Source organism: Pseudomonas sp. 05N431, from assembly GCF_056397005.1.
Genome location: NZ_JBFTMN010000016.1, coordinates 1 through 16,901, shown reverse-complemented (window position 1 = coordinate 16,901; position 16,901 = coordinate 1). Strand labels below are relative to the sequence as shown.

General features: G+C 54.4%; 21 protein-coding genes. 14 read left to right on the top strand and 7 right to left on the bottom strand.

All coding sequences use genetic code 11. From position 1 onward, the window contains the following. The first annotated feature begins 78 nt into the window (after positions 1–78). The 8 genes from AC1DIG_RS23075 to AC1DIG_RS23040 all read left to right on the top strand — a co-directional run bounded on the left by AC1DIG_RS23075 (position 79) and on the right by AC1DIG_RS23040 (position 7,358). Positions 79–828 (top strand): HalD/BesD family halogenase, encoded by a 750-nt coding sequence (locus tag AC1DIG_RS23075; RefSeq protein ID WP_477769167.1) that lies wholly within the window; start codon positions 79–81, stop codon positions 826–828. 22 nt (positions 829–850) lie between these two features. After that, positions 851–1,309 carry a VOC family protein gene (locus tag AC1DIG_RS23070; protein ID WP_477769166.1) on the top strand — a complete coding sequence of 153 codons (459 nt, stop codon included), beginning with the start codon at positions 851–853 and terminating at the stop codon, positions 1,307–1,309. Next, positions 1,310–1,753 carry a DUF3291 domain-containing protein gene (locus tag AC1DIG_RS23065; protein ID WP_477769165.1) on the top strand — a complete coding sequence of 148 codons (444 nt, stop codon included), beginning with the start codon at positions 1,310–1,312 and terminating at the stop codon, positions 1,751–1,753. Between the two features lie 11 nt (positions 1,754–1,764). Continuing rightward, positions 1,765–2,637: an iron-containing redox enzyme family protein gene (locus AC1DIG_RS23060; RefSeq protein ID WP_477769164.1), complete on the top strand. Its 873-nt coding sequence runs from the start codon at positions 1,765–1,767 to the stop codon at positions 2,635–2,637. 2 nt (positions 2,638–2,639) lie between these two features. Continuing rightward, complete coding sequence (locus tag AC1DIG_RS23055; protein WP_477769163.1) at positions 2,640–3,875, top strand: ATP-grasp domain-containing protein; 1,236 nt, start codon at positions 2,640–2,642, stop codon at positions 3,873–3,875. Between the two features lie 84 nt (positions 3,876–3,959). Then, entirely contained in the window at positions 3,960–5,222 is a 1,263-nt protein-coding gene (locus AC1DIG_RS23050) for a cation:proton antiporter (RefSeq protein WP_477769162.1), read from the top strand. Positions 5,223–5,305: 83 nt separating this feature from the next. After that, entirely contained in the window at positions 5,306–6,160 is an 855-nt protein-coding gene (locus AC1DIG_RS23045; RefSeq protein ID WP_477769242.1) for an EamA family transporter, read from the top strand. A gap of 289 nt (positions 6,161–6,449) precedes the next feature. Further along, positions 6,450–7,358 carry a LysR family transcriptional regulator gene (locus AC1DIG_RS23040; protein ID WP_477769161.1) on the top strand — a complete coding sequence of 303 codons (909 nt, stop codon included), beginning with the start codon at positions 6,450–6,452 and terminating at the stop codon, positions 7,356–7,358. 98 nt (positions 7,359–7,456) lie between these two features. Here AC1DIG_RS23040 and AC1DIG_RS23035 read toward each other — a convergent pair whose 3' ends face one another. Continuing rightward, positions 7,457–7,717 (bottom strand): accessory factor UbiK family protein, encoded by a 261-nt coding sequence (locus AC1DIG_RS23035; protein WP_477769160.1) that lies wholly within the window; start codon positions 7,715–7,717, stop codon positions 7,457–7,459. Between the two features lie 414 nt (positions 7,718–8,131). On the opposite strand from AC1DIG_RS23035, the gene glnK reads away from it, so the two are divergent. The 4 genes from glnK (at position 8,132) to sutA (ending at position 10,909) form a co-directional block, all read left to right on the top strand. Continuing rightward, the gene (gene glnK, locus AC1DIG_RS23030) at positions 8,132–8,470 is read left to right on the top strand and encodes a P-II family nitrogen regulator (protein WP_002555808.1); all 339 of its coding nucleotides are present in this window, start codon (positions 8,132–8,134) and stop codon (positions 8,468–8,470) included. A 33-nt stretch (positions 8,471–8,503) separates the two neighbouring features. Beyond that, positions 8,504–9,841 carry an ammonium transporter gene (locus AC1DIG_RS23025; RefSeq protein ID WP_477769159.1) on the top strand — a complete coding sequence of 446 codons (1,338 nt, stop codon included), beginning with the start codon at positions 8,504–8,506 and terminating at the stop codon, positions 9,839–9,841. 213 nt (positions 9,842–10,054) lie between these two features. Beyond that, positions 10,055–10,480, top strand: a complete 426-nt coding sequence (locus tag AC1DIG_RS23020; protein ID WP_019694243.1) for a secondary thiamine-phosphate synthase enzyme YjbQ — start codon at positions 10,055–10,057, stop codon at positions 10,478–10,480. A 102-nt stretch (positions 10,481–10,582) separates the two neighbouring features. Further along, positions 10,583–10,909: a transcriptional regulator SutA gene (sutA, locus tag AC1DIG_RS23015; protein WP_019694242.1), complete on the top strand. Its 327-nt coding sequence runs from the start codon at positions 10,583–10,585 to the stop codon at positions 10,907–10,909. 199 nt (positions 10,910–11,108) lie between these two features. On the opposite strand, the gene AC1DIG_RS23010 is transcribed toward sutA, so the two are convergent. The 6 genes from AC1DIG_RS23010 to lptM are packed head-to-tail and all read right to left on the bottom strand — an operon-like array spanning position 11,109 to position 15,716. Then, positions 11,109–11,813: an HAD family hydrolase gene (locus AC1DIG_RS23010; RefSeq protein ID WP_477769158.1), complete on the bottom strand. Its 705-nt coding sequence runs from the start codon at positions 11,811–11,813 to the stop codon at positions 11,109–11,111. Next, complete coding sequence (gene xerC, locus AC1DIG_RS23005) at positions 11,810–12,709, bottom strand: tyrosine recombinase XerC (RefSeq protein ID WP_477769157.1); 900 nt, start codon at positions 12,707–12,709, stop codon at positions 11,810–11,812. The genes AC1DIG_RS23010 and xerC overlap by 4 nt, the downstream gene beginning before the upstream one ends. Positions 12,710–12,711: 2 nt before the next feature. Next, complete coding sequence (locus AC1DIG_RS23000; RefSeq protein WP_477769156.1) at positions 12,712–13,437, bottom strand: DUF484 family protein; 726 nt, start codon at positions 13,435–13,437, stop codon at positions 12,712–12,714. A gap of 13 nt (positions 13,438–13,450) precedes the next feature. Next, positions 13,451–14,281, bottom strand: a complete 831-nt coding sequence (gene dapF / locus AC1DIG_RS22995) for a diaminopimelate epimerase (protein ID WP_477769155.1) — start codon at positions 14,279–14,281, stop codon at positions 13,451–13,453. A gap of 4 nt (positions 14,282–14,285) precedes the next feature. Beyond that, the gene (gene lysA / locus AC1DIG_RS22990; protein ID WP_477769154.1) at positions 14,286–15,533 is read right to left on the bottom strand and encodes a diaminopimelate decarboxylase; all 1,248 of its coding nucleotides are present in this window, start codon (positions 15,531–15,533) and stop codon (positions 14,286–14,288) included. A 9-nt stretch (positions 15,534–15,542) separates the two neighbouring features. Beyond that, the gene (gene lptM / locus AC1DIG_RS22985) at positions 15,543–15,716 is read right to left on the bottom strand and encodes an LPS translocon maturation chaperone LptM (RefSeq protein ID WP_477769153.1); all 174 of its coding nucleotides are present in this window, start codon (positions 15,714–15,716) and stop codon (positions 15,543–15,545) included. A 238-nt stretch (positions 15,717–15,954) separates the two neighbouring features. Between lptM and cyaY the strand changes: the two genes are divergently transcribed. Both cyaY and AC1DIG_RS22975 read left to right on the top strand, forming a co-directional pair. Next, positions 15,955–16,287, top strand: coding sequence for an iron donor protein CyaY (gene cyaY, locus AC1DIG_RS22980; RefSeq protein ID WP_019694235.1), 333 nt, complete (start codon positions 15,955–15,957; stop codon positions 16,285–16,287). Positions 16,288–16,291: 4 nt separating this feature from the next. Further along, on the top strand, positions 16,292–16,516 hold the full coding sequence (locus AC1DIG_RS22975; protein WP_477769241.1) for a DUF1289 domain-containing protein: 225 nt from the start codon (positions 16,292–16,294) through the stop codon (positions 16,514–16,516). Positions 16,517–16,901 lie beyond the last annotated feature (385 nt).

Below are 16,901 nucleotides of genomic sequence, written 5' to 3'. Positions count from 1 at the left end.
CCGGCTTTGAAAGCTGGATAGGATCTCTAGCGCCGCAATAAATTGATAACTTACTAGCGTTTATAAAAGGAATTAATGATGGCCGAGAACCTGGATGTTGTGAATGTCGACGAAGCGCATTTTGATATTCTGGGCAGCGACCCATATAAGGAGCGAGATTTTTTTTGGGAGCAACACCGATTTGCACGTGACGGCTACCTAAAAATCAATCATTTGATTGATCCTCATGTGCGGGATTCAATTATGGCCGACGTGAAGTATCTGATGGCAAATCATGCCAAGCGTCGTGACTTTCTAATTGAATCCACTGGTAATACGCCTCGCTATTTGAGCAATGTCAGTCGGGACAATATTGAGGAGTTTGGCAAATATATTCCACTGGCTTATAACTCAAAATATTTGATGAGTCTGATTGCCAATATTGTCAAGGAAGAGGTCATTCCAACGCCTTGGAAGTGGGATAACTATATTATCAATAGTCAGCATAAGTCAGGTGATACCCATGGTTGGCACTGGGGTGACTACCCATACACGATCATTTGGATTGTAGAGGCTCCTGGTATCGAATCCGGCGGGTTGCTGGAGTGTGTGCCGCATACCCATTGGGATAAGAAGAACCCGAGGGTTGAAAATCTTTTGGTAGAAAACACTATCGACTCGTATTTCCATATGACAGGGGATGTCTATCTACTTAAGGCAGACACCACGCTGCATCGGGTCAAGCCACTGACTCAAAATGTTCAACGAATTATTCTGAATACGACATGGGAGCGTGCACGAAACCGTGATCGTCATGTGGAGCACGAGACATTTGTTTTTCGAGACTGATGAATAAGTTGGGTTCCTGAGCATGAGTACAATCAAATACAGTCATACCAATCTAATTGCTTCGGACTGGAGAAGTCTCGCCAGATTCTATACTGATGTTTTTGGTTGTGAACAGATTGGGCCGATTCGATATTTGTCCGGGGTAGGTGTTTCCGGGGGGACAGGCGTTGAGAATGCACAACTTGAAGGCGTGCATTTGAAATTGCCGGGCTATGGCCCGGAAGGCCCGACTCTGGAGATTTTCCAATATTTTGAGAATCGAGAACGGGAAATGACCTACGCCAATTCAAAGGGCCTGACTCATCTGGCTTTTGAGGTTTCGAATATGGATGATGTTTGCTCTAAAGTTATCAGGGGTGGTGGCTGGATGCTTGGAAAGCTCGTCAGTCAAGTAATCGACAGTATCGGGGTTTGTACATTCGTGTATGTGAGAGACCCTGATCGAAATATAATTGAAATTCAAATGTGGGATCACTATTGAATGGCAGTCTTGGCGCAGTTTGATCTGGTAAAACCCCGGTTTCCAAAAAACGATTCTCGTATGAAGGGTTTTTACGAGTCTACTCAGTACGTGAACAATCTTGCAGAGCAGCACTCGGGTTTTATTTGGCGCGAGTTAAATGAAGATCAGGCGCTTTTGGACGAGTTATGGGGGAAGGGCTATCTCTATACACTTTCATTATGGAAAAGTCCGGAGGCATTGAAAGATTTTTTGTATAAGACTCCTCATAACGAATTTCGAAAGAGAGGCAGCGAGTGGTTCCTTCCGATCAATAAACCCCGCGTGGTGATGTGGTGGGTTGACGAGGGGCATGTTCCTACGTTGAAGGAAGCGCATGAGAAGATGCAAATTCTTTATGAGGTCGGGCCTTCCCACCAAGCATTTGATCTGAAGTCAAGTGAGCGGCCAATTGTGATTTGCTGAGGAGGTAAGAAATGGACTTTGAACAACGTGATGGCCAGCAATATATTGCCGATTACTATCGTGGCTTCTTGAACGATCCGGCGGCGTTGGTTGGGCAGGGTAGACATCTGCGCACCCTGCGTGAGGGGGTCGAACGCATTGAAGATGAATGGACGATCGCGGAAGAAGCCAAAATTGACTTGCGTGAACTGCCAACCAAAAAAGAAGAGTTTCTGATATGGTATTTGGATTGCGAAAGAAAAATTAACGAAGATATCGGCTTCTTTGTTGAATACATGAAAAACAGTGCGACGCTTGAGCAAGTAGCATATTACATATGTATGGAAGAGATGGTGGACGGCTCGTTCGATGATTTGATGGCTGTCGTGCAGCTGGGGATGCCGATAAATTGCAAGATGGTTGCGGGTGAGAACTATTGGGATGAAATGGGGAATGGGGACTTTGATTTTGTCCACACTTCAATGTTCAAGATCTCATCGGCTTACATGCGAAATATCCTTGCTCAAAAGAACATCACCCCTGAGATTCCTCCTAAAGAGTGTTTGATGAACGGCAACATTCTTTTGATGTGGGCAACGCGTCGTGAATACAACATGCGCTTGATCGGTGCGATGGGGCTTGTCGAAGGGTCTGCTCCCACGAGGTTTGGTGCCACGACTCAGGCACTGGAGCGCCTGAATCAACCCAAGGAAGTGATTGCTTACCACAAGGCTCATATCGGTATTGATACACATCACAGTGAGGTGTGGTTCGACACGGTTCTGCAGCATTATTCCCACGGTGGCGCGAAGGTAGTCCAAGAGCTGGCGATGGGAGTGCTCATTCGATACAACGTCGCAGTCCGATACTACCGATACATGTACGACGCAATGCGGGGGATATGATCATGACCACCGCCGCCCCAGCTATCGTGGTTATCGATCCGGTGAGTTCCGGCCGTCGTTACGGTAGTGAGATTACGAAGAAAGGGTTCCGCTCCATTGCTCTCACTACCCGCGACAGGTTTCCGGGCATGCTTCATCGTCTGCATAGTTGCGAGGGGTTTTCAGAATCCATAAAGGCTTATGAATTTGATGAAGCCGTTGAGAAACTCTCCGGCCTCAACATCAAGGCAATCATTCCGGGATCGGATTCGGCACTTAAAATGAGCGACCGGCTTGCGCAACACTTCGCTCTGGTCGGTAATCCGATGGAGACGCGACAGGCGAGAACCAACAAGTTCGCTATGAAGCGGCAGCTCGGATTGTGCGGTGTCCCTGCTACCCAATCGACCCAAATGTCTCTCGATCAAATGCTCAAGGGTGAGTTACTGACGTTGGATTTCCCGGCAGTGGTCAAGCCTAGCCAGGGGACTGGCAGCAAAAACGTAAAGGTTTGTCATAGCCGAGGTGACGTTTACAAGGCGTTGGCCGCGATCGAATCCGCCAACGAGGGGCATGTGGAGGAGGAGCGGGGGGCGCTCATTGAAGAGTTTATTGAAGGTCCTGAGTATTTTATCGCCACGGCGAATTTTGGGAAAAGTAAAAAAAAGCAGATTTTGTGTTTCGCGGAATACGAAAAAATCAGTGTCGGCAACAATCCTAGCGTCTACAAAAACATACGATCCCTTCCGCCCTTGAGCGGAAAAGCTATTGAGGCTTTTGCCTATATCAGCCAAGTGAACGAAGCGCTGGAGGCCGATTTCGGGATCAATGATGTTGAGTTCAAGATCAACGAAAAAGGTCATTTCATCATTGAGCAAAACGGGCGCTTGCCAGGTGCAAATGTACCTTTTCTGGTGGAAGCGTGTACCGGGCTCAACTGTTACAGTTTGAACCTGGATATTTTTCTGGGGCTGGCGACGGACGATTTTCGCGATGTCGCTTACATCAAGCACTTTTGTATTTGTTGCCTAATCAATACACAGCCAGGGGAAATTAAATCGATATCAGGGTTAGAGGCCGTCTCAAGGCTGTCCTCTGTGCACGATATCAATCTGTTGGTGAAGGAAGGGGAATATATACAGGACACCCAGGATTTCTTATCAACGTGGGGATTTGTGTACCTTGTCCATGAGGACCCCCAAGTCCTTGTCGAGCATTCCAGAGTCGTTCATGAAACCTTGCGCTTGCACCACACCTGATACGGGGCGGCTGCTTTCGGGCAGCCGCGTGCTTTTGCTGCGTTGAATAAACCGTGTAGTGCTGTTTGTCTCGAGGGAGAGTTTATGTCGCATTGGATGCTTCAGGTTTGTCTTATTTTGGCCGTTGCCATCTTGCTTGGTAGAGTTGCCGAGAGATTCGGACAAAGCCGGGTAATTGGAGAGATTGCAACGGGTCTGCTGTTAGGTCCGTCAGTCATGGGGACGCTCTTTCCGAACGTTTCCGAGTTTTTGTTTTTCGCAGACTCGTTGAGTAACTTGAAAGTGCTTGCAGAGTTGGGGTTGGTGCTTTTGATGTTTGAAATTGCTTGGCACGCCCCCGCTCGTCACTTCGATCGGGCGCCGGTAGCGAGGTTTATCCCAATCACGATAGCCCTGTTCGGAATGTTTTCATCGTTTTTAATCGGTTGTGTGATAGCTGTTTTATCCAAGGAGGATATGGCTCCTGGCCAAGCATTTTGGTCTTATGTACTTTTTTGTGGGTTGGCACTTTCAGTCACGGCGCTCCCCGTATTAGTACGGATCATTGCGGATGCCAAAAATATCAGTGTTGCCTCGGCGTCATACGCACTTTCATCCGCAATCTATACCGATGTATTTGCATGGTTAGGTGTGGCCCTTTTGGTAGCCTTCCATTCGGTGGGTGAGACTGATGTTCTGGAAACTCTGAGCAAGACATTACTACTAATCGGGTTCTTCATATTTTCCTTTTACATTATACGTCCGTCAGTGTCAGGTTTGCAGTTTATGAAGTCGACGGGAAGTAGCCGCATTCAGTTGTCTGTTGCATTTTGCTATTGCTTGGTCAGTGCGGAAATTACCGCGAGACTTGGCTTTCACCACGCCATTGGAGCAATAGTAGCCGCGTACGTTTTTTGCGATGTCCCAGGACTTGAGCGTAATTGGGGAAGTTTAATCGGTCGATTCTCTGGAACATTTCTCACTCCATTATTCTTTGCGTACTCTGGGCTTCAAGCCTCATTTGGTTCATTTTCAGAGAGTAGCGTATGGGGGTGGCTAGCGCTCTTCACTCTGGGCGGATTTCTTGGAAAAATTGGCGGTACCTATTTGGGTAGTAGAATCTGCGGACTGACGTCGGTAACGGCCGTGGAAGTTGGCGTGTTGATGAGTACAAAAGGACTGGTTGAGCTGGTGGTGTTGAGCATTGGTCTTGAGTTAGGCATTTTGTCAGAAACTACTTACAGTATTTTATTGGTTCTTGCCTTGTTCTCCACTGTGATGATCATGCCATTGTTGAATGTATGGATGCAGTACTCTTCCAGATTCGGAGATGCATCGACTATAAGTAGTGTCGAAGCAAAGACTTGACTTTTTAATTGGATTAAGCCTATTTTTGCGGTCAGACCAAAAAAATTAACCAATAAAAAAGGACTTTGGCTGTGGATATAATGATGGGCTTTGTTGCTGCGTTATTTTGGGGTGGAACAGACTTTCTTGTAGGATTAAATGCCCGGGCTGTTGGCGTCAAAAGAGCCGTTTTTTTTGGTCAGGCGCTGGGTTTTATCTTGATGAGTGCTCTGTTGTTGCTCTATCCAGCCTACCTTGTCAAATCGTTGTCTGCTCCCACACAAGTCTGGGTATTAGGGTGTGCTGCTGCCATATTTACGGTCGCGGGTGCCCTTGCGCTCTCTAAGGCTTTTGCATTGGGGAAGGCAGCAATTGTTGCACCACTTGTAACATCTTATGGGGTATTCACTACTGCGCTGGCATGGGTCAGTGGGGATGTCATTGTATTCAGCCAGTTCGTCGGGATCGCGGTTTGTGTTGTCGGGGTGCTGCTGACAAGTGCACATGATAATGCTGATGGTAAGGTCAAGCGTCAAAACAAAGTTTCAATAGTTTACGGTCTGCTCGCAGCACTTTTATATGGCGCAAGTTTCTGGATTCAGGGTAAGTACGCACTTCCGTCGCTAGGCCCGATTACTATGTTGTGGCTGGGTTACGCGGTAGGTCTATCCATCTTGTTTCTCTTGGTGTTAAAGGTAGAGTCCGGTCTGAAATTGCCCTCTGTAAAAAGTTTTGGCACGCTGACAAGTGCCAGCTTATTGAACCTTGGCGGTTTTTCGGCTTTTTCGTTTGGGGTTGTCAACGGCTCGGTATCGGTGGTTACTGTCATCAGTACTTTGTCAGGCGGAATCGCAGCAGTGTTGGGTTATCTCTTTTTTAAAGAGAGGCTTGGCATAATTCAGGTAGCGGGTATTGTACTGGTCTTGGTAGGAGCGATAATTCTTCATCTGTTTCATTGAGATTTTTAGGGAGATAGACAAGCGTTTGTGGGCGTTGATGGATAAAAAGTAAGCCCTAGGGCTTTGTCGGTAGAGAAATTTGTTTCCCCTTGTAAATAGCCTGCGAGGAGGAGCAAAGTTTCAATATAATGAAATGGCACCGGCTTATGTAGTCGTGCGTGCCAGGCACGCTATGTCTTAATGGTGTGTCATCCACTGTTTATAGTTATGGCTGATCATGAGTGCTTTATTCACGAGTTTTCAGTCCGCGGATAATAAAACATCTTCCCAAAGGATTGAGGATAACTATATGCATAAGGGTCATATTGAAATGCTCCCCTGTATGGCTGCATTTGCAGTCGTCGTAGAAACCGGTAGTTTTATTGATGCCTCTATGAAGCTGGGAGTCTCGGCTTCAGCCGTGAGCCGGCAAATTTCCAAGTTGGAGCGAGCGCTGTCACTGCGATTATTGGAGCGTAGTACTCGGCGGCTAAAAGTCAATGAGGATGGTGCGAAAATTTACTCTCATTGCAAGGCGTTATTGCATTCTTCGTCCAAAGTGTTTGAGTTGAAAGAAGAGTTGGTGCGTCCGCAAGGGTTGATAAGAATATCGGCCCCCAAAATGATGAATAATATACTCAGCCAATTAATGCCTGAGTTTTTGCGAAAATACCCAGATATTAATGTCCAGTTCATATTTGATAATGCGGAGCTCAACCTGATTTCTAATGAGATTGATCTCAGTGTCAGAATCACCGACAAACCACCACTGGGATTGATAGGGAGAAAGTTGTTCAAGGTTGGCTATATGCTTTGTGCTTCCCCAGAATATATTGCCGAGTATGGTATTCCGTTGCACCCTGCGGACTTGGCTGATCACAGTTGTATCGTCATGGCTGAAAACTCTGACGGAGAAAAATGGGATTTTATAAACGACGCAGAAAAATTTCAGATCAGCGTAAAGGGACGTTACTGCTCAAATGACAGCGAAGCTGTTCTTGAGGCAACCCTAAGTAATCTTGGCGTTGCCTGTTTGCCTTTTGCTCTGGCCGACCAGGCTATCAAGGAAAAGCGCTTATATGCCGTGTTGCCAGGCTGGGACTATGTGGGGGCTTCACAGGGCATGGCATGGTTGCTGTATCAGCCGAATAGACACGGGTCTCAAAAGCTGAAAGTCATGGTCGACTATTTACTCTCTAAACTGTATTGCGTCAGCTAGTCCTGCCGCTTTCCAACTTGCATTCGTCCGGGATTTCATTTCGCTCTCGGTAGTGCAAGCCCCCCGCGTCCACGCCAGGAGCGGGGTGGGTGGTCACGTTATTCAGCCGCTGGATTCAGCTTCGCTTCCAGCTCCGCGACTTTTGCCTCAAGGCTCTCCAGGCGTGCCCGAGTGCGTGCCAGGACGACCATCTGGCTGTCGAATTCTTCCCGGCTCACCAGGTCAAGTTTGCTGAAACCGCTTTGCAGCAGGGCTTTGAACTGGCTTTCGATTTCGCTTTTTGGCAGCGGGGTTTCGCCGCTGAACAGGCGGGAGGCGGTGCCGCTCAGGGCATCAAGGAAGTCTTTGGGTGCGAGCATGAGAAATGTCCTGGAAACAATGGCCGGCAGTGTATCACGCAGTGTCTATAGTCATTGGCGCGGGCACGAATGCACGCTTTTCGCGCATGTTGCCGGGCGTTCGCGCACTGTTGTTGTGCGTATCGCTGGCAGTGATGGGGCATCAGCGCCTGCGGCAGCGGCCAAGGGATTGAAATCAGTGGTTTTTCACGAGATGGCAAGCTTTCTGCTTAGTCCCTTGTGACCCATGCACTGATGCAGTCGCTGTGACGAATGCAGTGCGGCAGACGGAGCGGGGAGTTTCGTCAGGAACGGTTAACTGGCGTCAGTCGGGCGAGTAGGGCCGACGATGCGTTACAAAGCCAGGCACTGCGCTTAGACTTGAGTCGGGTTTGTTTTCCTGGGGCAAGTCCACCAATTCGGGAGAGAGTTTTCATGAAGCTAGTCACTGCCATCATCAAGCCGTTCAAACTGGACGACGTACGCGAGTCGTTGTCCGAGATCGGCGTGCAGGGCATTACCGTCACTGAGGTCAAAGGCTTCGGTCGGCAGAAGGGTCACACCGAGCTGTATCGCGGCGCGGAATACGTGGTCGATTTCCTGCCCAAGGTGAAGATCGATGTCGCCATTGACGACAAGGATCTGGACCGGGTTATCGAGGCGATAACCAAGGCGGCCAACACCGGCAAGATCGGTGACGGCAAGATCTTCGTGGTCAATCTGGAACAGGCTATTCGCATCCGTACCGGCGAAACCGATACCGACGCAATCTAAGCCGCCAAACCCAACGCCCCAGGAGAAAACAAAATGACTCTGCGTAAATTCGCAGGGCTAGGAGCCCTGTTGTCCATCGTAATGCCCGGCCTGGCCATGGCGGCAGATCCGGTGGCTCCTCCAGTCCTCAATTCCGGCGATACCGCCTGGATGTTGACCTCTACTGCCCTCGTGCTGTTCATGACCATTCCAGGCCTCGCGCTGTTCTACGGTGGCATGGTTCGTTCCAAAAACGTTCTTTCTTTGATGATGCAGTGCTTCGCCATTACCGGCCTGGTCACCATCCTGTGGTTCCTTTATGGCTACAGCATGGCGTTTGACACAACGGGTATGGAAGCCAACGTCGTCAACTTCAATTCCTTTGTCGGCAGCTTCGCCAAGGCGTTCCTTGCCGGCATTACGCCTGCCAGTATTACCGGCCCTACGGCGCTGTTCCCCGAGGCGGTGTTTGTCACCTATCAGATGACCTTCGCCATCATCACCCCGGCGCTGATCGTCGGTGCCTTCGCCGAGCGGATGAAGTTCTCCGCGATGCTGGTGTTCATGGGCATCTGGTTCACCGTGGTTTACGCGCCGATCGCACACATGGTCTGGAGCGGTCCGGGTTCGCTGTTGGGTGACTGGGGCGTGCTCGACTTCGCGGGCGGCACCGTGGTCCACATCAACGCCGGTGTCGCAGGTCTGGTGGCGTGCCTGGTACTGGGCAAGCGCAAAGGCTTCCCGACCACTCCGATGGCTCCGCACAACCTCGGTTACACCCTGATGGGCGCCGCGATGTTGTGGGTTGGCTGGTTCGGTTTCAACGCAGGTTCTGCCGCAGCCGCCAACGGAACTGCCGGTATGGCCATGCTGGTAACTCAGATCGCTACGGCCGCAGCGGCGTTGGGCTGGATGTTCGCCGAGTGGCTGACCCACGGCAAACCTAGCGCACTGGGTATCGCTTCGGGCGTGGTTGCCGGTCTGGTTGCGATCACTCCGGCTGCGGGTACTGTTGGCCCGATGGGCTCGATGATCATCGGTCTGGCAGCGGGCGTGGTGTGCTTCTTTTGCGCCACGACCTTGAAACGCAAACTGGGTTACGACGATTCCCTCGACGCCTTCGGCGTGCACGGCATTGGCGGTATCCTCGGCGCGATCCTCACGGGTGTATTCGCGGCTCCGTCTCTGGGTGGCTTCGGCACCGTGACCGACATCGCGGCACAAGTCTGGATTCAGTGCAAAGGCGTGGGTTTCACGGTGATCTACACCGCGATCGCCACGTTCATCATCCTCAAGGTGCTCGACGCTGTCATGGGGCTGCGCATTACCGAGGAAGAAGAATCGGTGGGTATCGATCTGGCACTTCACAACGAGCGCGGCTACAACATGTAAGCAAGCGCATAAAAATTTGCCCGGCTTGCCGGGCATTTTTTTGTCTGGATTTTGTCTCTGAAAGTACGGCTGAAAGGTTTTTTCGTACACGTTTAGGGGTGTTTGTGGCGGGCGTTTTTCTGCGGCCAATGGCTTACATGATTGAAGGAATATTAGGGCCTTTGTTTTTTCCCAGAGCGCGCTAGAATGCGCCCCGAACGTGCGGAGAACTGTATGTGGCAACAGACTCTGATTACCCTGCGGGCACGGCCCCGGGGCTTTCATCTGGTAACGGACGAGTTACTCGCCGGCCTGCCTGAACTCCAGGCATGTCGGGTCGGTCTGTTGCATTTGTGGCTGCAGCACACCTCGGCGTCGTTGACCATCAACGAGAACGCCGATCCGGCGGTACGTCGCGACTTCGAACGGTTTTTCAATCGGCTGATCCCACAAGGAACAGCTGGCTATGAGCATAACGACGAAGGCCTGGACGACCTCCCGGCGCACTTCAAGGCCAGTTTGCTAGGCTGTCAGTTGAGTCTGCCGATCAGGGCAGGCCGATTGGCGTTAGGTAGCTGGCAAGGTGTTTATCTGGGTGAGCACCGCGATCATGGCGGTGCTCGCAAAGTCCTCGCCACCGTGCACGGTGAAGAGGCATAAACCGCTGGTTACCAGTGGATGTTGATTTTTTTCCAGCGGTCGTCGACAGACGACAAAGCTGGGCTATAACTAATCTGCTTTTCGCAAGTCATGAGGTAGAACATGAGCGACGATGATCTGGAAAACGACGACCTCGAAGTAGGCGACGAAGACGAGACCGAAGAAGGCCTGGAAGCAGCGGCGGAAGACGTTGCTGACGACGATGGCGGTGATGACACGCCGGTCCCGACCGCCAAAGGCAAGGCCAAGGCTGCGGTGTCGGTAGACGAGCTGCCGAGTGTCGAGGCCAAGAACAAAGAGCGTGATGCTCTGGCGCGCGCGATGGAAGAGTTCCTTGCCAAAGGCGGCAAGGTTCAGGAAGTCGAGGCCAACGTGGTGGCGGATCCGCCAAAGAAGCCTGATAACAAGTACGGCAGCCGGCCTATCTAAGCGCCTGCTACGTGCTTGCTGAAAAAGCCCGCCGTCGCTGCGGGCTTTTTCATGGGTGAAGGAAAAGTTTTATGCATGGCGCAACCCTTGTGGGAGCGAGCTTGCTCGCGATGAGGGCATAACATTCAGAATTGATGTCGGCTGACACTCCGCTATCGCGAGCAAGCTCGCTCCCACAGGGATTGTGTGTCATTTATGGTCAGTGTTGGGTGTTCCACCGCGCCAACAATGCCGGCAGCTCGGTCAAGCTGCGAATCTCGGCATCAGGTGCCTTGTCGGCTGCCCAGGCTTTACCGGCCGGGTTGAACCAGATCGCCCGCAATCCCGCCTGCTGAGCGCCGGCAATGTCATCGCCCGGATGATCGCCGATATGCACTGCGGCCTCAGCTGTTACATCGCCGCGTTTCAAGGCTTCGTGGAACAGCCGGGCATCGGGTTTGGCGATGCCGATATCTTCTGCGCACAAGATGAACTTGAAGTAATCCGCCAGCCCTAGCCGGCGCACATCCGCATTGCCGTTGGTGACTACGCCCAAGGCGTAGTGATTGGCCAGAATCTCCAGCGTCGGTTGCACCTCGGGGAAGATTTCCAGTTGATGCCGTGCATGCAAAAACACTTCGAAGCCCTGATCAGCCAGCTCGCTGGCCTGCTCATGGGCGTAACCGGCTTCTTCCAGTGCGTGAAACAGCACTCGGCGGCGCAGGGCGCTGATGCGGTGCTTGAGGCTTGGTTCGTGGCTCAATACCCGCTCGCGAATCGTCCACAAGTGATCGACCGGCAAGGCACCGAGGTTCGGCGTGTGCTCGGCCAGCCACTGGCGCAACACGGCTTCAGCGCTGTCGATCACCGGGGCGGTGTCCCACAGGGTGTCGTCGAGGTCGAAGGTGATCAGTTGGATTGTCATTGCTCATCGCCTTTGATGCGTTTGGCCCGTGGATGGGCGCTGTCGTAGACCGAGGCCAGGTGCTGGAAGTCCAGGTGGGTGTAGATCTGCGTGGTTTTGATGTCCGCGTGGCCGAGCAATTCCTGCACTGCACGCAAGTCTTGCGAGGACTCCAGCAAGTGGCTGGCGAAGGAGTGTCGCAACATGTGCGGGTGCAGGTTTTGCCCCAGTTCGCGCTCACCGACGGCTTTGACTCGCGCCTGAACCGCCCGTGAGCCAAGGCGCCGGCCTTTCTGGCTGACGAATACCGCATCGTCCACCGGGTTCGCCATGGCGCGCAGCGGCAACCACAATTCCAGGGCTTCGCGGGCCTTTTTGCCGACAGGCAGCACCCGGGTCTTGCTGCCCTTGCCGAGCACTTGCACCAGGCCGTCCGCCAGGTCGAGCTGTTCGAGGTTGAGCCCGGTCAGCTCCGACAGGCGTAAACCGGACGAGTAAAACAGCTCGAGAATCGCCTGGTCGCGGCGAGCCATGAAGTCGTCTTCCACGGCACCATCGAGCAGTTGCAGCGCACGGTCGGTGTCGAGGGTTTTCGGCAGGCGGCGCTCGCCCTTGGGGGGCGCCAGGCCGTTGGCCGGGTCGTGGTCGCAGAGGCCTTCACGGTTCAGGTAGTGATAAAGCCCGCGTACCGCCGACAGCAGCCGCGCCAGGCTGCGCGAAGATTGCCCTTGTGAGTGCAGGCGGGCGATCAGGCTGCGCAGGCGCTGGATGTCCAGTGCGGTCCAGCTGCTGATGTTCTGTTTTTTGCAGTGCGCCAGGACCTTGTTCAGGTCGCGCCGATAGGCTTCCAGCGTGTGAGGCGACACCTGACGCTCACTGCGCAGGTGCTCGCAGTAGGCGTCCAGTTGTCGTTCCATGGTCAGCGTACCGAGCGTAGCGAAGTGTTGACCCGAGGCAGTACGCGGCCCATGACTTCAGCGATATAGCTGAGGAACAACGTGCCCACCGAGCTTTTGTAATGCTGCGGATCACGACTGGCAATCGCCAGGACACCGTGCAGGCCTTGATGGCTGATGGTGACCACCGCCGTGGAGCCGATCTGCTTGCGCTGTTCTTCGCCAAACAGGAAGTCCAGTTCGTGTTCGCGCAGGCTGCCGCTGACGCTTTTGCCTTCCGACAACAAGCCGCCGATGGCCTTTTGTGCGTCGGCACTGGTCACCGAGCGACCGACCGGCAAGGTCTCGTCGCTGAACAGGATCAGGCTGACAAAGGGCACCTGGAAATCCTGGCGCAGGCTGTCTTCGACGCTGATGACCACGTCGTCCAGGCTGCTGGCGTCCATCAAGGCGAGCGTCAGTCGGCGGGTTTTGTCGAACAGCCGGTCATTGTCGCGGGCGACGTCCATCAATTGCGAGAGGCGATGGCGCATCTCGATGTTGCGTTCGCGCAGAATTTTCATCTGGCGTTCGACCAACGAGATGGTGTCGCCGCGCTGGTGCGGAATGCGCAGCGCCGGGAGCAGTTCTTCGTGCTCGACGAAGAAATCCGGATGAGCCTCCAGGTACGCGGCAATCGCCGCCGCCTCCAGGCTTTCGGAAGGGGATTCGTCGGGCTGTGGGGCTGGAACCTGAGGCTGATCAGTCATGTATTTCGCTCACTCAAAGACGCACTTGTCCTTCGTATACGCGTACTGCCGGGCCGGTCATCATCACCGGATGGCCAGGACCTGCCCATTCAATGGACAAGCGCCCGCCGGGCAGGTCGATCAATAGCGGCGAATCCATCCACCCCTGGCTGATCGCAGCCACTGCGGCAGCGCAGGCCCCGGTCCCGCAGGCCTGGGTTTCCCCGGTGCCGCGTTCCCAGACGCGCAATTGCGCACGGCTCCGGTCGATGACCTGGAGAAAACCGACATTGACCCGCGCCGGGAAGCGCGGGTGGTTCTCGATTTTCGGCCCCAGTTCATGCACCGGCGCGTTGTTGATGTCACTGACCCGCACTACGGCGTGGGGGTTACCCATGGAGACCGCAGCCAGCTCGATGGTCTGGCCATCGACCTCGACCTGATAACTCAAGGCCTGAGCGGGCGCCTGAAACGGAATCTCTGCCGGCACCAGGCGCGGTGCACCCATATTGACGCTGATCTGGCCGTCGTTGCGGATATCCAGTTCGATAATGCCGCTTTTGGTCTCGACGCGAATCTGCCGCTTGGCGGTCAGGCGCTTGTCCAGAACGAAGCGTGCGAAGCAGCGCGCACCGTTGCCGCATTGCTCGACTTCGGAACCGTCGGCGTTGAAGATCCGGTAGCGGAAATCCACGTCCGGGTTGCTCGGCGCTTCGACGATCAGCAGCTGGTCGAAACCGACACCAGTGTGCCGGTCGCCCCATTGTTTGGCGTGCTTGGGCAGAATGTGCGCGTGCTGGCTGACCAGGTCGAGGACCATGAAGTCGTTGCCCAGGCCGTGCATCTTGGTAAAACGCAGCAGCATGGGTTTACTCCGGCAGCAGGCTTTCGCCAGCAAACAACTCGGCTACCGTCTCGCGGCGACGCACTTCAATTGCCTGATCACCGTCCACCAGCACTTCAGCGGCGCGGCCGCGAGTGTTGTAGTTGGAGCTCATGACAAACCCGTACGCGCCGGCCGAATGCACGGCCAGCAAGTCGCCTTCTTCGAGTGCCAGCTGACGATCCTTGGCGAGGAAGTCGCCGGTTTCGCAGATTGGCCCGACGATGTCGTAGGCGCGTGCCGGAGTTGCACGCGGGCGCACGGCCGTGACGTCCATCCAGGCCTGATACAGCGCTGGGCGGATCAGGTCGTTCATGGCCGCGTCGACGATGGCGAAGTCTTTGTGTTCGGTGTGCTTGAGGTACTCGACCTGGGTCAGCAGCACGCCAGCGTTGGCGACGATGAAGCGGCCCGGTTCGAACACCAGCGTCAGGTCGCGACCGTCGATGCGTTCGCGTACGGCTTTGATGTAGTCGGCAGCCAATGGCGGCTCTTCATCGCGATAACGCACGCCCAAACCACCACCGAGGTCGATGTGGCGCAGGTAGATTCCGCAATCGCCCAGGCGATCGATCAGCGCCAGCAGGCGGTCGAGGGCATCGAGGAACGGTGGCAGGGTGGTCAGTTGCGAACCGATGTGGCAATCGACACCGACCACTTCCAGGTTAGGCAGTTGGGCGGCACGGACATACACGTCTTCGGCGTCGGCAATGGCGATGCCGAACTTGTTTTCTTTGAGACCGGTAGAAATGTACGGGTGAGTGCCGGCATCGACGTCCGGGTTGACCCGCAGCGAGATCGGCGCACGAACGCCAAGCTCGGCCGCTACGACTTGCAGGCGCTCGAGCTCATCGGTGGATTCGACGTTGAAGCAGTGCACGCCGACTTCCAGGGCGCGACGCATGTCTTCACGGGTCTTGCCGACACCGGAGAAGACAATCTTGTCGGCGCTGCCACCGGCGGCCAGAACACGTTCCAGCTCGCCACCGGAGACGATGTCGAAACCGGCGCCCAAACGCGCCAGGACATTCAGTACACCCAGGTTGGAGTTGGCCTTGACCGCAAAGCAGACCAGGTGCGGCGTACCGGCCAGGGCATCGGCGTAGGCCAGGTACTGAGCTTCGATGTGCGCGCGGGAGTAGACGTAGGTCGGTGTGCCAAAGCGTTCGGCGATGGCGGACAGGGCAACACCTTCCGCGAACAGCTCACCGTCACGGTAGTTAAAAGCGTCCATGATGTTCCCTTAGTAGGTGCTGGTACTGGTGCTGTGCTGGTGCGCTTTGGCCTGCGACGACTTCGCCTGTTCTTCAGGGGATTTGCTGTCATCGGGCAGATACAGCGGACCTTTTTGACCACAGGCAGTGACAAGGCAGGCAACCGCGACGAGCGCAGCAAGGGAAGAGATCAGGCGCTTCATGGCGAAATCCTTGAAAATGCGTTAATTGCGCCGGAGTATACCGGCCACCCGGCAGCTTGCCTATGCGACGGACCACCCGTCCGGCGGGCCTTTGCCCCGGCAAGCGATCAAGCGGCGCAAGGCGTGCCGATATTTTCTACTCTTGTCCGATGCTTGGTCGGTATCCTTTGCAATCGCTGGGGCTCGGCCGTATCTTGCGGCGCTTGAGCGTGAGTAGACACTTTTTGAGGTTCCCGCAATGAGTTTGACTGAAGCCCGTTTCCACGATCTGGTCGATGCCACCCAGCAAACGCTGGAGGATATTTTCGATGAGAGTGGCCTGGATGTTGATCTGGAAAGCTCGGCCGGTGTGCTCACCGTCAAGTTCGAAAGCGGCAGCCAGTTGATCTTCAGTCGCCAGGAACCGCTGCGTCAGCTGTGGCTGGCGGCAGTCTCCGGCGGCTTCCACTTCGACTACGACGAAGAAAGCGAGCGCTGGATGTGTGACAAGAGCGAAGAGCAGCTCGGCGAGATGCTTGAGCGCATTGTCGGCGAGCAGGCCGGTGCCAAGCTTGATTTCGAAGGGCTGTGATCTGGTGACCGAGGCAGCGCCTGTCCGACCGCCAAAGCCGCTGTACAGCAATGTCAGTGCGGCGGTGCCGTCGCCGTGCACCAGCGTCTGTCGGCTGGACGAGCAGAAAGTCTGCCTGGGTTGTTTTCGCCACGTCGAAGATATCCGCGAATGGCGCTCGGCGGACGATGATCGCCGCCGGGTGATTTGCGCCCAGGCTCAACAACGCAAGAACTCAGCCCCGAGCTAGTCCTCGTAGGAGCCGAACTTGCTCGCGATGGCGGCCTGACAACCGCCCAATCTCCCGCGGATGTACATCAATCAAAAGTGTGTGGCTTGCCTGCGATGGCGGCCGGACAGCCACCCATTCTCTTGCAGATGTACATCAATCCATTGTGGGAGCTGGGCTTGCCCGCGATGGCGGCCTGACAGCCGGCCAATCTCCTGCAGGTGTACATATCCATTTCTGCGGTAACGGCCACTTACGGTTTCGCCTGACGGCGACTCACTTTTTTTACAAGCGCCTAAAAAAAGTAAGCAAAAAAACGCTCGCCCCAAGCGTACGGCACCTCGCCTAGGCTCGGCGTCCCCTCACTCCGGTGTCCATCAGGGGGCATCGCCTACGGTCTGCTTCG

What these genes read in the sequence shown, in the direction of transcription:
- lysA (WP_477769154.1), bottom strand. Translation starts at nt 15,533, where the DNA reads ATGGACGCTTTTAACTACCGTGACGGTGAGCTGTTCGCGGAAGGTGTT.
- xerC (WP_477769157.1), bottom strand. Translation starts at nt 12,709, where the DNA reads ATGGAACGACAACTGGACGCCTACTGCGAGCACCTGCGCAGTGAGCGT.
- glnK (WP_002555808.1), top strand. Translation starts at nt 8,132, where the DNA reads ATGAAGCTAGTCACTGCCATCATCAAGCCGTTCAAACTGGACGACGTA.
- AC1DIG_RS23055 (WP_477769163.1), top strand. Translation starts at nt 2,640, where the DNA reads ATGACCACCGCCGCCCCAGCTATCGTGGTTATCGATCCGGTGAGTTCC.
- AC1DIG_RS23070 (WP_477769166.1), top strand. Translation starts at nt 851, where the DNA reads ATGAGTACAATCAAATACAGTCATACCAATCTAATTGCTTCGGACTGG.
- AC1DIG_RS23050 (WP_477769162.1), top strand. Translation starts at nt 3,960, where the DNA reads ATGTCGCATTGGATGCTTCAGGTTTGTCTTATTTTGGCCGTTGCCATC.
- AC1DIG_RS23045 (WP_477769242.1), top strand. Translation starts at nt 5,306, where the DNA reads ATGGGCTTTGTTGCTGCGTTATTTTGGGGTGGAACAGACTTTCTTGTA.
- AC1DIG_RS23060 (WP_477769164.1), top strand. Translation starts at nt 1,765, where the DNA reads ATGGACTTTGAACAACGTGATGGCCAGCAATATATTGCCGATTACTAT.
- AC1DIG_RS23040 (WP_477769161.1), top strand. Translation starts at nt 6,450, where the DNA reads ATGCATAAGGGTCATATTGAAATGCTCCCCTGTATGGCTGCATTTGCA.
- cyaY (WP_019694235.1), top strand. Translation starts at nt 15,955, where the DNA reads ATGAGTTTGACTGAAGCCCGTTTCCACGATCTGGTCGATGCCACCCAG.
- AC1DIG_RS23020 (WP_019694243.1), top strand. Translation starts at nt 10,055, where the DNA reads ATGTGGCAACAGACTCTGATTACCCTGCGGGCACGGCCCCGGGGCTTT.
- AC1DIG_RS23010 (WP_477769158.1), bottom strand. Translation starts at nt 11,813, where the DNA reads ATGACAATCCAACTGATCACCTTCGACCTCGACGACACCCTGTGGGAC.
- lptM (WP_477769153.1), bottom strand. Translation starts at nt 15,716, where the DNA reads ATGAAGCGCCTGATCTCTTCCCTTGCTGCGCTCGTCGCGGTTGCCTGC.
- AC1DIG_RS23075 (WP_477769167.1), top strand. Translation starts at nt 79, where the DNA reads ATGGCCGAGAACCTGGATGTTGTGAATGTCGACGAAGCGCATTTTGAT.
- AC1DIG_RS23000 (WP_477769156.1), bottom strand. Translation starts at nt 13,437, where the DNA reads ATGACTGATCAGCCTCAGGTTCCAGCCCCACAGCCCGACGAATCCCCT.
- dapF (WP_477769155.1), bottom strand. Translation starts at nt 14,281, where the DNA reads ATGCTGCTGCGTTTTACCAAGATGCACGGCCTGGGCAACGACTTCATG.
- AC1DIG_RS23065 (WP_477769165.1), top strand. Translation starts at nt 1,310, where the DNA reads ATGGCAGTCTTGGCGCAGTTTGATCTGGTAAAACCCCGGTTTCCAAAA.
- sutA (WP_019694242.1), top strand. Translation starts at nt 10,583, where the DNA reads ATGAGCGACGATGATCTGGAAAACGACGACCTCGAAGTAGGCGACGAA.
- AC1DIG_RS23025 (WP_477769159.1), top strand. Translation starts at nt 8,504, where the DNA reads ATGACTCTGCGTAAATTCGCAGGGCTAGGAGCCCTGTTGTCCATCGTA.
- AC1DIG_RS23035 (WP_477769160.1), bottom strand. Translation starts at nt 7,717, where the DNA reads ATGCTCGCACCCAAAGACTTCCTTGATGCCCTGAGCGGCACCGCCTCC.